The following is a 14,010-nucleotide window of genomic DNA, read 5'->3' on the forward strand; positions in this document are numbered from 1 at the left end:
ACCGATTAGATGAATGAGTAGAGGAACTCATTGTTCGGCAATATTGAAGAAATTTTTGGTTTTTACTTCCGCCTAGTATGCCCTTTTTGACGGGGGCTATGCGCAAATAAAGTTAACGTTTAAAAGCGAAAGCCAGACGCACCTACAATAACAAGTAAAACAAATAACACAACGATTAACGCAAAATTTTGTTTTCCCACGTACCATCCCTCACTTCCTGTTATCTGCTTTTAGTGTATGCAACAGCTTGGCAAAATGTTTAGGACAGGGGTGCGGATTTTTCCAATGAGAAAAACCTTCAAATTTCGCCAAAAAAAGTGAATCATATTTTTGTTTCTTTCGTTATATATAGTAAGAGATTTTTTTACTATAAAAAAGGAGGGGCTTTAATGCGCCGACATTCCAAATTGCCCATTGTTCTTGTTTTTGCCTTCTTTTTATTCATCGCAACTGTTTTGTGCGTAACCTCTTATATGTCTTGAACGTATAAATAATATAAAAAAATCGCCTCATCGAAGGCGATTTTTCTATCCTAGCATTATATCTTCGTTTGGATAGCGAACGGCTTCACGCTTTTGCTTAGATAATGAAAACGCAAGCGTTAATGGCCCCACTTTTCCTAAAAACATGATAAAGATAATAATCACGCGTCCAAAGTACGAAAGTTCAGGAGTCGCTCCCATCGATAAACCTACTGTTCCAAACGCAGAAACAACTTCAAACATAATTTTTACAAACGGCAGGTTTTCCGAAATATTTAACAGGAAGATGGCCCCAAACACAAACATAATTGAAATCATCGTAATGGCTAGTGCCTTAAACACATGAAGAGGAAGAAGTCGTCTCTTTAGCAGCACAATATCTTCCCTGCTTCGTAAAAATGCCCATACAGAAAAGACAATCACCACAAACGTCGTGAGTTTGATACCCCCTCCTGTTGACGCACTCCCTGCACCAATGAACATCAATAAAACCATTAAAAACACCGTTGCGTCGTGCAAATGAGCTAAATCAATTGTATTAAAGCCAGCGGTTCTTGTTGTTACCGCTTGAAAATAAGAAGCCCATACTTTGTCTCCTAATGATAAATTTCCGAGCGTATGCGAATTGCCGTACTCTAAGAAAAAAATAAAAAGCATGGCAATCACGTTAATGGCGAACGTGCTGATAATCATAATTTTTGAATGCAGCGTTAGTTTTTTATACGATTTTTTCACCCACATATCAGCAAGGACGGTAAACCCTAACCCACCAATAATAAAGAGAAAAGAAATCGTGATGTTAATAATAGGATCTCCTACATACTGAACTAAGTTATCAGACAGCAGTCCGAACCCTGCGTTATTAAAAGCCGAAATCGAATGAAACAAGCTAAAGAACAGCCCCTTAGACCATCCGAATTCCGGAACCCAGCGTATCGCTAAAAAGAGCAGTGCAACAAACTCAATTAAAAATGAAAAGATGAACAACCTTTTAACTAGCAGCACAACTCCACCGACGCTCGTCTGATTTAATGCCTGCTGAACGAGCATACGCTCTTTAAATCCAATTTTTTTACCTAGCATCATAAAAATCAGCACGGCAAATGACATAATGCCGAGACCGCCTATTTGAATTAACAGCATAATAATCGTTTGACCGATGACGGTAAAACGCGTACCTGTATCTACGACGGCTAAGCCGGTCACTGTCATAGCGGAAGTAGATGTAAAAAGGGCGTCTACCCACCGGATTGGCTCAGTAGTAGAAAAAGGCATCATCAATAGAAGAGCACCAATAATAATTCCTCCGCCAAAAATGGAGACAAGCAGCTGCGGAGGAGTGAGTTTAATGATTTGTTTTTTCATGAGTTAAACTCCTTCTTCTTCAAAACGGTTCAAATCGCGATTATGTCCGATAACAATCAGCATATCTCCTTGTTCAATTATTTCATGCGCGGTAGGCGAAATCACCATTTCCCCGTCTTTTCGCTGAAAGCCGATAATATTGCAGCCGTACTTGGCACGAATGTTCAAATCAAACAGCGTTTTATTATGAAGCTTTTTAGAAGCGACAATTTCGACAATACTATAATCCTTTGACAGTTCAATGTAATCAATGATCTTTTCTGACACCACGTGATGAGCAATCCGCTTCGCAATATCGCGCTCAGGATGAATGACTTTGTCCGCTCCTATTTTCTCCAGCACTTTTTGATGATACATATTCACCGCTTTTACCCATACTTGCTTAACGCCCATATCTTTTAAAAGCATCGTTGCAAGCACGCTTGCTTCAATATCGTCTCCAAACGAAATAAGAGCATGATCAACGTTACGAATGCCTAGCCCTTTTAAGCTAGCTTCATCAATTGCGTTCGCTTGCACGACATATGTAGCTGAGTTGCTATATTTCTTTACTACCTCCTGATTGCGGTCAATAGCGAGCACATCCACATCCAAATTAGCAAACTCTTCAACCAAACTGCCTCCAAAACGACCTAATCCCAATACAGCAAACTGTTTTTTCATAATGTATTTATTCCTTTCTTCAACTGCTGTGTGTTCTCTTAGCTTATACTTTTTCTAAAAAATTACATGTTTTTCTTAAAAAAAGCGCAAAAAAACACAGGAAGGCTCCTGTGTTTTTTCACACTCTTCCCCCTCAAAACGCTTGCGAAGTTAGCTGTCGGGTTCGGGTTTTAAGAGTAACCCTACCTTTTTAAGGATTCACCCCGGAGCACAATATGTGCGTAAATAATGGGTCCTCCGCTCCGTAATGGATTAAGCGATTTTTATTCAAATGTCTATGATCTATTTTTTAGAATAATCGATTCGATTCATGATACGTTTCACTTCACGAAAGCTATCTTACTCCTGTGGATTTTGTCTGTCAAGATATTTTTAGGGAAGACATCACTTGCGCTGCAAACTGCAAAAATCATATAAATCTAAACCGACAATCAGTTTGTGAAATTGATCAAACAAATTAATAACGGCCAAAAGCTCTAATAGCTGCGTATCACTGTAAAATTTCTTTAATTGATCCATATCAGCATCCGTCAAATCCCTTGGACGCACTCGGTATACATCTATAAATCGAAACAGCAGTCGATCTTTTTCTTCCAGCTCTTTTTCTCTTAACACTTTTTGATTAAGCGTCTTATCGCCTACATATGACATGCTCATACACGTCTCACAGCCGTTAACACCTGCTAGATAAAGCCTGATTTTTTCCTTAGTCTCTCTTTTTACTATATCACTGTTCCAAAGCTTGTCGTATAGCTCATCATACAACCTTTTTACATCTGGAATTAAATTCAGTGCTTTTTCAAAATTTGTTCCCTCTTCGTTTGTTAACAAAACTCTTGCCATTTTTTACTCACTCCTTTTTAATTATTATAGTAAGAAAAATGGAGATTTCAGATAACAAATAAAACATATTATCTGCTGTTACTAATCAAATGAAACATTAATATGAAAGAAGGTTTTCAATTGAAAATTGATGAAATTGATTTATCGATTTTGCAGGCACTGCAGCAAAACAGCCGTCTTTCCTTAAGAGAGCTAGGAAAACAAATTAACCTGTCTCCTCCTTCAGTGGCAGAGCGAGTAAGACAGCTAGAGAGCTTTGGTATTATAAAAGGATATACAATCGATATTGATTATGAAAAGCTGCAGTTGCCCGTCTCGTGTTTTATTGAAGTAACCATGAAAAACGGAGAGCACGAGCGTTTTAAAAGATTTATTTCTCAGTATCCCTATGCTTTATTCTGTGAACGCATCGCCGGACAGGCTTGCTTCATTACAAAGCTTCAGCTTCCTCACCTGCACGTACTCGAGCAATTTATTAACGAAATTACACCTTATGCCAAAACGATTTCACACATCGCCCTTTCTCACGTGGAGATGTCTTCTGCATTATTGAGTCATTTAAAAGATGAAAAGTGATTAAAACATACGTTCACCGTACTAACGAAAAGATCCGAACGATTCATCGTTCGGATCTTCTTTCCACTAAACTACTTCTGTCCTAGCCTCTTTTGTTCGTCCAAAAGCATAAAAAATAACCCTCCAAAGCTGGAGGGTATAAATTTTCCGAATAATGAAAGTTTTACAACTTCATTCTATCAGGTACCGACATTTCTGTCTACTTAAAAATGTAAAAGAGCTCTCTATTAATAGAAAGCTCTTTTACCTGCTTGTTTTTTGAAAACAATCAATCTATATAAAAGGGAACTACCTAAGGTTGAAAGTCACGTGAAACCTTGGCAGTTGATCCTGGATATACCGGTTGATATGATTCAAAACAAGTTCTTTCATCATTTCTTCTTTGACTTCTGATTCCGTTTTTTTATCTTTTTGTTTTAAAATAAGAATATAATAGACTTTACCCATTTTAATGGGCTTACTACACTCTCCGATGTGCTGTTTTTTTAAAACATCTATAAAAGAGGGAGATAGATTCGAAAGCTTTAGATTATCATCATTCTCTATTTTGCTGATGGTCTGGACATCAGCATATTTTTTTTGAACGTCTTGAAGCGATGTTCCTTTTTGCAGCTCAGCCGCAACGGTCTCGGCATCATGTAAAGTTGTAAAAGTTAGCTGCGAAAAAGATACGCGCGTTACATCATTCTCAATACGTGTATAGTAAGCGTCTAGTTCATCAGACGTAATTTGTTTACGGAAATATTCTTCTAATTTAAACTGATTTATTAGCTGTTTAGTTACATCGCTAGAACGAATGTGCAAGACTTCATAGCCTTGTTTTCTTGTATCTTCGTCATATGAACGTTTGATTTGTTTCCACATATCCTCGACTTTTTTCTGTACCCTGTCACTTGTCTTTAGATGCGAAATTAAGATTTTTTGCATGACAAGCTGCCGCAACAACTCTTTGCGGTAGCTTGTATCATTTAGCGGAGCATCGGGATTTAAGAACCCTTCAACTGCTAAAAAACGATTGAATTCAGCTCCTGTCACCTTTCCTCCTTCATACGCTGCCACTTCTTTAGCAGAAGATAGCTGACTAATTTCTACAGAAGGAAACATCGTGTTTGAATGCTTCCCTCCGCAGCCTGTTAAAAATCCGAACGCTGTTAATACTGCTAGCAGCAGCTTTAACGGTGCTGAACTCATCCATTGTTATCCTGCTGCTCTGAAAGCTTCAGAGAAATAGTTTGTTTTTTTCCATTTCGGTACACGTCTAATTTTACTGTGTCTCCTACTTTGCGTTTTGTGTATAGATATTGACGTAAATCACTGGATGTTTTGACTTCATTTCCATCGATGGCAACAATCACGTCTTTTGATTGTAAACCAGCATCAGAAGCAGAAGAGAATGGTTCAACCGTCGTTACGACAACTCCTTCAGACGTATCGCTTGTTAGGCCTAGCTGATCTTGTTTTGTTGCAGCTGAAAGCTGACCTACATCTTGAAGACCTACCCCCATATATGGACGCGTTATTTTTCCGTTTTTCATCAGCTGTTCAATTGTTGGCTGCACTTCATCACTTGGAAGAGCAAAGCCGATTCCTTCTACATTGTCTTCTGAAATTTTCATACTGTTGATACCAACTACTTCACCGGAAGAATTGATCAAGGCACCGCCGCTGTTTCCTGGATTAATCGCCGCATCCGTTTGAATTGCATCTACGTTCCAATTCTCTGAAATAGGGACAGAGCGTTTTGCTGCGCTCACGATACCTTGTGTGACCGTACGAGAAAATTGTTCACCAAGAGGGTTTCCGATTGCAAGAACCGTTTCACCCGCCACTAAATCTGATGATTTTCCGAACTTCGCCACTTGTTCAACATTTTTGTCGGACATTTCAAGCACCGCTAAATCCGTTAGCGCGTCAGCTCCGACAATTTTAGCTTTTTCTTTTTGTCCGTTTGAAAGTGACACTTCTACTTCGCTTGCGCCGTCAATAACGTGGTTATTAGTCACAACGTAGGCTTTTCCATTTTCTTTTTTGAAAATAACACCGGAACCCGTTCCTGCTTCTTGCGTTTGGGTATCTCCAGAAAATGGATTTGTTTGCTGTTGAATATTGTTCACGCCTACAACAGCAGCTGATACTTTATTTACAACTGAAACAAGATCTGACTGATTCACGGTTGTACTTACTGTTCGAGGCGTTGTGCTCGTTGTTGTTGCCGTTTGAGTCTGCGTTGTTTGATTCGCTGTTTGCGTATCCGCTGAATCCATTAACCCTAGCTGCGGAGCGCCGTATAGCACAATTCCTCCCCCTAGCACTGCTCCCGCGATGGAAGATGCGATCACTGGAAATAAGCGTCTTCTTGGAGGCTGTGATGATGACGCAGGCTGATACTGATCATAGCGCTGCTGGCGGTTTTCATATTCTTCTTTTCGTTCTTGCTCTCTTTCATAATCACGTGGATCCATGAAAAACACTCCTTTTAACGTAGCAAATTTTATGTTATCTATACTATAAAATAAAAGTTTGGGATAAGTATCAAAACAATGTGTGAAATTGTGAAAAATTTCTTTATAACAGCAAACACGTAGTATAATAGCGGGTACATAAACCTTTAAAAAAACGCGCATAGATGGCGCAATATGCTTTATTTACCTTAATTTTCATATATTCAGAGGAAGGTGTCAAATTTGAGCTTTACACTATATTTAGTAGAGGATGAACAAAATTTAAACGAAGTTTTAACCCTTTACCTTCAAAAAGAAGGCTGGGACGTTCGCTCATTTTTTAACGGCACGGACGCAAAAGAAATGATTGCAACTCCTCCGCACCTGTGGATTTTAGATATTATGCTGCCTGATATCGACGGGTATCAGCTCATTCGCGAAATCAAGCAGCAAACGCCACATGTGCCTGTTATTTTCATTTCAGCACGCGATGCCGATATTGACCGGGTTCTTGGACTTGAAATGGGCAGCGACGACTATTTATCAAAGCCTTTTTTGCCTCGTGAACTAGTTATTCGAGCAAACAAACTGCTAAACCTCGTATATGGTTCCAATCAAAAGAAAACCGATACCATTACGCTGACTCCTTATGAAATCGATTTACATACGCGTACAGTCAGTGAAAATGGAAAGCCGATTGATTTGACGTCTAAAGAATTTGATTTTCTTGTCACTATCTCAAAAGACCTTGGACAGGCTTTTTCAAGGGAGCAGCTGTTGAATCTCATTTGGGGAGAAGATTATTTCGGCACAGACCGAGTGGTGGATGATTTAGTGAGGCGCGTGCGTAAAAAAATGCCGCAAGCACGAATTGAAACGATTTACGGATACGGATACCGGATGATGAAAGCATGAAAAACAAGTCGCTTGCATTTCAAATTTGGCTCGTCATCTCGGGTATTTTACTGCTCATTTCAATTTTGCTCGCTATTTTATTCCCAACGACGCTCAGGCAGTTCTTCACGAATGAAATTTATACCACTATTGAAAATGAACAGCATATTTTAAAAGAATACGGCCTGCCAAGCCGCTCAGGTGAATACTACTTTAGCAATGAAGACAGTGAACCAACGCTTGGCAATCGAACCGTGGATCATATTTTATTGCCTGAACATGCGGATATCTCTTATTTTTCATCACGGGTGTTGCCTCAAGACTTTTTGAGAAAAGCACAGGAAGATGCAATCAGTCAGCGGAAAATCGTCGCTCGCTATGAAAAAGATCTCGGCAACCGGACGCTTTTTTATGTGATTCGAAAAGTAAGCGTAAACGGACAGCCTGCTTTTTTACTTTCATTTTCGTGGGATACGTATCGCAACGCGCTCACTTCTACTCTTTTTAAACAGCTGCTTCTTGTCATTTCAATTGTATTTCTATTCAGCTGGCTTCCATCTATTTGGCTATCAAGATACTTAAGCAAGCCGCTTGTATCGCTTGAAAAAGATGTAAAAAAAATCGCCGAACAAAATTGGCATGAACCTGTTACAGTCAACCGTTCCGATGAAATCGGCAAGCTAGGCGCGTCCATCGAGCAAATGCGCAAAAGGCTCGTATCTAAAGATGAAGCACAGCAAACGCTGCTTCAAAATATTTCACATGATTTAAAAACACCGGTAATGGTTATTCAAAGCTACGCTCAGTCGATTCAAGACGGCATTTATCCAAAAGGTGATTTATCCCAAACGGTAAAAGTCATTGAAGATGAATCCAAAAATCTTGAGAAAAAAATCCGCGATTTGCTTTACTTGACCAAGCTTGACTATATGTCCACTCACCAGCTTGCACAAGACGACTTTGATTTTACTGCACTTCTTCATGAAGTAGTGGATCGCTTGCGGTGGAGGCGCCCTGAAATACAGTGGGAATTTGACGACGTAAATGCAACGATTAAAGGAGACAAAGAGCTGTGGACAAAAGTCCTTGAAAATGTACTCGACAATCAGCTGCGCTATGCTGATACGAAGGTTTCACTTTCACTTGCTAAACACCAAACGAACGTTCAATGTACCATCAGCAACGATGGTCCGCCGATTGATCAAAGCGTGCTTCAACACTTGTTTGAACCGTTTAAAAAAGGAGCAAACGGTGAATTCGGTATTGGCCTAAGTATCGTAAAGCGTATTGTTACGATGCACGATGCAGCCATTACGGCTGAAAACACAGACGCCGGAGTGACGTTTTCACTTACTATTCCTATATAAACTAAAAAGGCAAGGGACTGGACTCCCTTGCTTTTTTATGAAAAAACCGATGTATATGCATAAAGAGCTGGTGAACCCCCCGAGTGAATGAACACCACATTCTCATCTTTTTTAAAATAACCTTTTCGAATTAAATCAATCAGGCCGGCCATCGCTTTTCCCGTATACACAGGATCCAATAAAATTCCTTCCGTACCGGCCACAAGTTTGACTGCTTCCACCATCTCTTCTGTTGGAACAGCATAGCCTGGACCGACATATTCATCCATACAAACAATATCTTCTTTTTTAAAAGGCGTTTTGCTATGTAAATGATCATAAAGTTCACTCGTCAGCTTGGCAACTTTCATTTCTTGCTCTTCTTTAGCACGACTCACATTCATTCCAATAACAGACACCCCGCTTTGAAGGCCTTGAAAGCCTGCCACTAGCCCTGCGTGCATGCCTCCGCTTCCGCTTGTGCAAACTACGTGGCTAAGCTTTATTTGTTGCTCATAGCTTTGCATAAGCAGCTCCTGTGCGCAGGCAGCGTAGCCTGTTGCACCGATAACATTTGAACCTCCTACGGGGATTAGGTACGGCTTATGACCTTTTTCACTTAGCTCGCGCGCTACTTTTTCCATTTCCGCTGTCAAATCCGAACCTTCAGCGACAAACCGCATGTCATGAGCGCCTAATAAATGATAAAGAAAATAGTTTCCCGTCGGCTGATCACTTGCTTTATTTTCCCCTTCTTCTAATACGAGCACGCATTTCATTTGCTCTTTTACGGCAGCAGCAAGCGTCAAACGACAGTGATTGGATTGTATCGCACCGCACGTTACAAGCACGTCTGCCCCTTGTGCTTTTGCATCAGCTACTAGATATTCAAGCTTACGCGTCTTATTTCCGCCCCCTGTCAGTCCAAGCATATCATCGCGCTTCATATAAATTGAAGGTCCGTTTAACTGCTGAGATAAAACCGATAGCTTTTCTAAAGGTGTAGGGGAATCCGTATATTTTCTTCTAGAAAATTGCGTTAAGTTCATGCTCTCATCCTCTCTTTCATATTTGTTCTATTTTACCATATAGAAGCTTTTGAAGAGCTTTTTACGAAAGGGCTTTCTATAACTTGTATACATAAGAACAAGTAGTCAACATACATTAAACCATATAAACAGTTTGAAGGAGTGTTTTCAATGAGTGAAAAAGCAGTACTTTGCAGCGTCTCACGAGTAGTCAAATCACAGCACATTTTTCCAAATGACCTAAACAATCACCACACCCTTTTTGGCGGCAAAATTGTCGCTGACATGGACATGACGGCTTCTCTTTCAGCAGCTAAACATTCCAGAAAGTCGTGTGTTACAGCTTCCATTGATCATGTTGACTTTATCGAGCCCGTCACAGAAGAAGATTTTATTTCATATGAGGCATTCGTTGTTGTCACAGGAAAAAGTTCCATGATTATTTTTGTTAAAGTCATTGCCGAAAATTTGTTAACGGGCATTAAACGTATTGCTGCTACTTCTTTTCTTACCTTCGTCGCATTAGAAAATGGGAAGCCTGCTCCCGTTCCTCAAGTTATTGCTCAAACTGAAGAAGAAAAAAGCCTTCAAAAAGTAGCTCTTGAACGAAAAGAGTCCAAAAAAACGCAGGTTGAGCACAGCAAAGCAATTGCGCGCATCTTATCTAAATCTTTGCGCAGCAGTAATTAAGCTCTTCATCTAAAAAGCAGCTGTCTGCTTTTTAGACGAAGTTTTTTAGATATCACATTGTTATTTAATGTGATATGCGATATATTGGTTTTATGAAAAATAACATTCAACCTCTCAAACGACTTTCCCTACGGGAGGAAGTCTATCAAACACTTAAACACAATATCGTTATGCTTGAATTTCAGCCGGAACAAAAGCTTCAGGATAAAGAACTGGCTGAGCAATTTGGAGTTAGCCGCACTCCTGTTCGAGAAGCATTAAAAAGGCTCGAAGATGAAGGCCTTGTACAAACGACACCTGGTTCTTCTACAAAAGTGGCTCCATTAAACCTTGAGGAGGCAAAACAATCCTTTATTGTCGTCGCAGCTCTTCATGCACTTGCTGCTAAGCTGGCTTGTACTTCATTGCAAGAAGAAGATATGGGCGAACTAATCAAACATAATCAATCTCTAGAACATGCAATCAAAACAAGAAATGTACTGAAAGCGATCGAAGCGGATGAAGCATTTCATTCCGTTTTTTTAAACCGGGCGAATAATTTAGAGCTAGAACGTGTTGTAAAACAAACAAGCGCCAAAATTCAACGTCTGGAAATCGCTCGCTTTTCTTCTCTTGCTAGCCTTGCTTCCGTTGATCAGCACAAAGAAATCATAAATGCTTGCCGTCAAAAAGATTCCGCACTGACATCACAGCTTGTCGAAACAAACTGGCTGACACTAGGTGAAGCGCTGACAAGTGAGGAGGAAGCAAAGTGAAGCCTCTTTTATTAGGCGTTGCTGCATCATTCTTTTTTGCTTTTACATTCGTTTTAAATCGAGCGATGGATTTATCTGGAGGCAGCTGGGCGTGGAGCGCATCTCTGCGCTATTTTTTTATGGTACCTCTTTTGCTTATGCTTGTTTATTTTTGGGGTGGCATCAAACCTGTGGTGGCAGAAATAAAAGCCCAGCCGCAAAAATGGCTGCTATGGAGCACGGTCGGATTTGGCTTATTTTACGCTCCTCTTTGTTTTGCTTCCGCCTACGGTCCCGGCTGGCTTATTGCAGGAACTTGGCAAATCACGATTTTATCGGGGTCTCTCCTAGCTCCTTTGTTTTACAAGGAAGGAAAAAAGCGAGGAGCCATTCCTTTCAAGCAGCTAGGTTTTTCGTTTATTATTTTAATAGGAGTTGTGCTCATGCAGCTTGAGCATGCGACTGAACTGTCGGCGGCTACTGCCTTGCTTTGTACGATTCCCATTTTAATTGCGTCTTTTGCGTATCCGCTTGGCAACCGTAAGATGATGGAGCTGTCCTCGCTTAATACGTTTCAGCGTGTGCTTGGAATGACGCTTTCAAGCCTGCCGTTTTGGATTATTCTTTCTGTCTATGCCTACTTGACCGATGGACTACCAAAACCAACTCAGATGTATCAAAGCAGTTTAGTTGCTTTACTTTCAGGAGTGTGTGCAACGGTTTTATTTTTTGCGGCAACTGACCTTGTGAAAAAAGATTCTCACAAGTTAGGTGCAGTTGAAGCTACACAATCGATGGAAGTTTTATTTGCCCTGCTAGGAGAGGTCTTCCTTCTATCAAGTCCTTTGCCATCGATTCTTTCTTGGGTTGGAATGGGAGTTATCGTATCAGGCATGGTGCTTCACAGCTACCAAACGAGTCATAAAAAAGCTATACCTCAAAAAGAATTGACCTACTAATCAATAACAAAAAAGAGCGTCTCAGTCGGCGCTCTTTTTGTTTATACAACAGATCTTCTTTCTAAATTGAAGACATTAACCTGCTCAGCATCAAAGCGGCTTAGCAACGAATCTACTCCGTACTCAAGTGCAAAAGCACGTTCATTTTCTGAAATCGGAACGGCCTGCAGGAACGTTACTTTTTTATCAGATAGTTCAATCGTTGAAAAATTATCCCATAAAAACGGCGGAATCAGCAAAATGTGCTGCATATGAAAGCTGTCATCAAGGACTGCAATAACGTCTTTATAAATGGCTCCTGGGAAAATGGAGACATGAGATTTCATCATATGGAAAATACAGTTTGCTAAAATAGCAGAATAAATACCGAACTCCTCATGACAAGCCCCAACGATTTCAATTCGAAGCGGGATTCCTCCAACTGTATAACCTGTCGGACATTGATGTCCACCGAGCGTTGCATACGCGGTTACGTCTTGACGCGGATGATTTTCACATGCCACAACGTGAATACCATGCTTTTTTCGTTCATCTGAATAATCTTCAATTCGGTCCTTTTGACCAAATACATCTATTGCTTTATGTATAATTAATTCTTCATCTTTTGTAAAATTACTCATAAAAAACCTCCTTGCTTGCGACCTTAAAAAGTCCCCTACTGTACAGCATATACTACCGCACTCGCTTACGATATAGTTTTTAGAAAATGTGATAGAAATGTTATCGTTTCGTAACATACTATGAAATTGTCTCAAGAAGCAAACAAGAAACCTTAACCAATTTTTTCTTTTCCCATAAAAAAATAGAGCCTGCACCATGGCAGCCTCTATTTTTTATGACATTATTATGAAATAATTTGTAATTCTTTTGGGTACTTCGTTAACGTTTCGTATCCATCTTTTGTGATGATTACATCATCTTCAATACGAACGCCTCCGAGTCCTGGAATATAGATACCCGGTTCAATCGTATACACCATGCCTTCTTGAAGCACATCATCATTGTTGCGGCTCATTGAAGGAAACTCATGCACGCTGATACCAAGGCCATGACCAAGACGATGCAAGAAATACTCTCCATACCCTGCTTCTGTAATAATATTGCGTGCTACCATGTCCAAGTCGCCAATGCGAGTGCCAGGCTTGGAAGCTTCAAGAGCTGCCTGCTCGGCGCGCTGTACCGTTTCATAGATTTCTTTTTGCTTATCATTAATCGACTTGTACGCGACTGTACGCGTAATATCTGAACAGTATCCATCTAGCACTACACCTAAATCGAAGAGAACCATATCTCCTGGCTTTAACGTGCGAAGACCTGGGTTCCCGTGCGCTTCTCCCGTTTTTTCACCAAATAACACCATCGTTGAAAACGACATCTCACGAATTCCTTTTCGCTTTAGCTCGTATTCAATTTTAGCCAGAACATCCATTTCCGTAACGCCTTCTTTTAAGGCAGCTACGCCTACTTCCACGCCAAAATCAGCTAATGCAGCTGCCTTTTGCAGAATCTCAACTTCACGCTCATCTTTAATTAAACGCAGCTGATTTAATTTCTCTTCTGCTCGGACTAGCTCAGCATTTGGATATAAATTAAGCAGTTCTTCAGCTCTCGCATACAGCAGCTGCTCTTTCTCTACAGCAACTTTTTTCACATCCATTACGTTTCGTTTATGTAAAGCTTCTTTAATAAGTTCCCAAGGATTTTGATGGTCTTCATATCCGATCACGTCAAATTTCCAGCCGGCTTCTTTTGCTTGACCCACTTCCATTGATGGACAAACAAGCATCGGCTCCGCTTCATTAAATAAAAATAAACCAAGCAGACGCTCATGCGGATCCGTGTGAAATCCAGTTAAATAAAATACGTTTTCAGTTGACGAAATAAAGGCCGTTTCTACATTCTTTTCCTTCAGCCATGATACGACTTTTTGCAAACGTGCTTCCATTAAAAAAACCCCTTTCATTGTGCAATATTACTATTATAACATAG

Annotated in this window: 15 protein-coding genes and 1 riboswitch; of the genes, 6 read left to right on the plus strand and 9 right to left on the minus strand. The window is 40.2% G+C overall.

Annotation, left to right across the window (positions count from 1 at the left end):
• Positions 1-119 precede the first annotated feature (119 nt).
• From MKX72_RS19285 to MKX72_RS19300, 4 genes are all read right to left on the minus strand, one after another.
• Positions 120-200, minus strand: coding sequence for a YjcZ family sporulation protein (locus tag MKX72_RS19285; RefSeq protein WP_016765202.1), 81 nt, complete (start codon positions 198-200; stop codon positions 120-122).
• A gap of 327 nt (positions 201-527) precedes the next feature.
• Positions 528-1,847, minus strand: coding sequence for a TrkH family potassium uptake protein (locus MKX72_RS19290; RefSeq protein ID WP_033579917.1), 1,320 nt, complete (start codon positions 1,845-1,847; stop codon positions 528-530).
• A gap of 3 nt (positions 1,848-1,850) precedes the next feature.
• A complete protein-coding gene (locus MKX72_RS19295; RefSeq protein ID WP_028415014.1) occupies positions 1,851-2,510 on the minus strand; it encodes a potassium channel family protein in 660 nt (219 codons plus the stop codon).
• A 124-nt stretch (positions 2,511-2,634) separates the two neighbouring features.
• Positions 2,635-2,779: riboswitch (cyclic di-AMP (ydaO/yuaA leader) on the minus strand.
• 115 nt (positions 2,780-2,894) lie between these two features.
• Entirely contained in the window at positions 2,895-3,353 is a 459-nt protein-coding gene (locus tag MKX72_RS19300; RefSeq protein ID WP_155007712.1) for a hypothetical protein, read from the minus strand.
• 120 nt (positions 3,354-3,473) lie between these two features.
• Here MKX72_RS19300 and MKX72_RS19305 point away from each other — a divergent pair, with 120 nt between their 5' ends.
• Positions 3,474-3,929 carry an Lrp/AsnC family transcriptional regulator gene (locus tag MKX72_RS19305; protein ID WP_028415016.1) on the plus strand — a complete coding sequence of 152 codons (456 nt, stop codon included), beginning with the start codon at positions 3,474-3,476 and terminating at the stop codon, positions 3,927-3,929.
• A gap of 288 nt (positions 3,930-4,217) precedes the next feature.
• Here MKX72_RS19305 and MKX72_RS19310 read toward each other — a convergent pair whose 3' ends face one another.
• Both MKX72_RS19310 and MKX72_RS19315 read right to left on the minus strand, forming a co-directional pair.
• Complete coding sequence (locus MKX72_RS19310) at positions 4,218-5,120, minus strand: peptidyl-prolyl cis-trans isomerase (protein WP_033579916.1); 903 nt, start codon at positions 5,118-5,120, stop codon at positions 4,218-4,220.
• Positions 5,117-6,391 carry a S1C family serine protease gene (locus tag MKX72_RS19315; protein WP_033579915.1) on the minus strand — a complete coding sequence of 425 codons (1,275 nt, stop codon included), beginning with the start codon at positions 6,389-6,391 and terminating at the stop codon, positions 5,117-5,119. The genes MKX72_RS19310 and MKX72_RS19315 overlap by 4 nt, the downstream gene beginning before the upstream one ends.
• A gap of 222 nt (positions 6,392-6,613) precedes the next feature.
• Here MKX72_RS19315 and MKX72_RS19320 point away from each other — a divergent pair, with 222 nt between their 5' ends.
• Both MKX72_RS19320 and MKX72_RS19325 read left to right on the plus strand, forming a co-directional pair.
• On the plus strand, positions 6,614-7,285 hold the full coding sequence (locus MKX72_RS19320) for a response regulator transcription factor (protein ID WP_028415019.1): 672 nt from the start codon (positions 6,614-6,616) through the stop codon (positions 7,283-7,285).
• A complete protein-coding gene (locus tag MKX72_RS19325; protein ID WP_033579914.1) occupies positions 7,282-8,631 on the plus strand; it encodes a sensor histidine kinase in 1,350 nt (449 codons plus the stop codon). Before MKX72_RS19320 ends, MKX72_RS19325 begins: the two co-directional genes overlap by 4 nt.
• Before the next feature lie 35 nt (positions 8,632-8,666).
• On the opposite strand, the gene MKX72_RS19330 is transcribed toward MKX72_RS19325, so the two are convergent.
• A complete protein-coding gene (locus MKX72_RS19330) occupies positions 8,667-9,659 on the minus strand; it encodes a D-cysteine desulfhydrase (RefSeq protein WP_028415021.1) in 993 nt (330 codons plus the stop codon).
• 150 nt (positions 9,660-9,809) lie between these two features.
• Here MKX72_RS19330 and MKX72_RS19335 point away from each other — a divergent pair, with 150 nt between their 5' ends.
• The 3 genes from MKX72_RS19335 to MKX72_RS19345 all read left to right on the plus strand — a co-directional run bounded on the left by MKX72_RS19335 (position 9,810) and on the right by MKX72_RS19345 (position 12,021).
• Positions 9,810-10,328 (plus strand): acyl-CoA thioesterase, encoded by a 519-nt coding sequence (locus tag MKX72_RS19335; protein ID WP_028415022.1) that lies wholly within the window; start codon positions 9,810-9,812, stop codon positions 10,326-10,328.
• A 74-nt stretch (positions 10,329-10,402) separates the two neighbouring features.
• Entirely contained in the window at positions 10,403-11,083 is a 681-nt protein-coding gene (locus tag MKX72_RS19340) for a GntR family transcriptional regulator (RefSeq protein WP_028415023.1), read from the plus strand.
• Positions 11,080-12,021 (plus strand): DMT family transporter, encoded by a 942-nt coding sequence (locus MKX72_RS19345; protein WP_033579913.1) that lies wholly within the window; start codon positions 11,080-11,082, stop codon positions 12,019-12,021. Before MKX72_RS19340 ends, MKX72_RS19345 begins: the two co-directional genes overlap by 4 nt.
• 41 nt (positions 12,022-12,062) lie before the next feature.
• Here MKX72_RS19345 and MKX72_RS19350 read toward each other — a convergent pair whose 3' ends face one another.
• Together MKX72_RS19350 and MKX72_RS19355 are read right to left on the minus strand one after the other, a co-directional pair.
• Positions 12,063-12,641, minus strand: coding sequence for a suppressor of fused domain protein (locus tag MKX72_RS19350; RefSeq protein WP_013084584.1), 579 nt, complete (start codon positions 12,639-12,641; stop codon positions 12,063-12,065).
• Positions 12,642-12,865: 224 nt separating this feature from the next.
• A complete protein-coding gene (locus MKX72_RS19355) occupies positions 12,866-13,966 on the minus strand; it encodes a M24 family metallopeptidase (protein WP_155007711.1) in 1,101 nt (366 codons plus the stop codon).
• Positions 13,967-14,010 lie beyond the last annotated feature (44 nt).

Source organism: Priestia sp. FSL R5-0597 (genome assembly GCF_038006305.1).
Taxonomy (GTDB): domain Bacteria; phylum Bacillota; class Bacilli; order Bacillales; family Bacillaceae_H; genus Priestia; species Priestia zanthoxyli.

Coding starts and splice junctions, on each gene's coding strand:
- MKX72_RS19290 (WP_033579917.1), bottom strand. CDS start 1,847: ATGAAAAAACAAATCATTAAACTCACTCCTCCGCAGCTGCTTGTCTCC.
- MKX72_RS19295 (WP_028415014.1), bottom strand. CDS start 2,510: ATGAAAAAACAGTTTGCTGTATTGGGATTAGGTCGTTTTGGAGGCAGT.
- MKX72_RS19300 (WP_155007712.1), bottom strand. CDS start 3,353: ATGGCAAGAGTTTTGTTAACAAACGAAGAGGGAACAAATTTTGAAAAA.
- MKX72_RS19310 (WP_033579916.1), bottom strand. CDS start 5,120: ATGAGTTCAGCACCGTTAAAGCTGCTGCTAGCAGTATTAACAGCGTTC.
- MKX72_RS19315 (WP_033579915.1), bottom strand. CDS start 6,391: ATGGATCCACGTGATTATGAAAGAGAGCAAGAACGAAAAGAAGAATAT.
- MKX72_RS19325 (WP_033579914.1), top strand. CDS start 7,282: ATGAAAAACAAGTCGCTTGCATTTCAAATTTGGCTCGTCATCTCGGGT.
- MKX72_RS19330 (WP_028415021.1), bottom strand. CDS start 9,659: ATGAACTTAACGCAATTTTCTAGAAGAAAATATACGGATTCCCCTACA.
- MKX72_RS19335 (WP_028415022.1), top strand. CDS start 9,810: ATGAGTGAAAAAGCAGTACTTTGCAGCGTCTCACGAGTAGTCAAATCA.
- MKX72_RS19340 (WP_028415023.1), top strand. CDS start 10,403: ATGCGATATATTGGTTTTATGAAAAATAACATTCAACCTCTCAAACGA.
- MKX72_RS19350 (WP_013084584.1), bottom strand. CDS start 12,641: ATGAGTAATTTTACAAAAGATGAAGAATTAATTATACATAAAGCAATA.
- MKX72_RS19355 (WP_155007711.1), bottom strand. CDS start 13,966: ATGGAAGCACGTTTGCAAAAAGTCGTATCATGGCTGAAGGAAAAGAAT.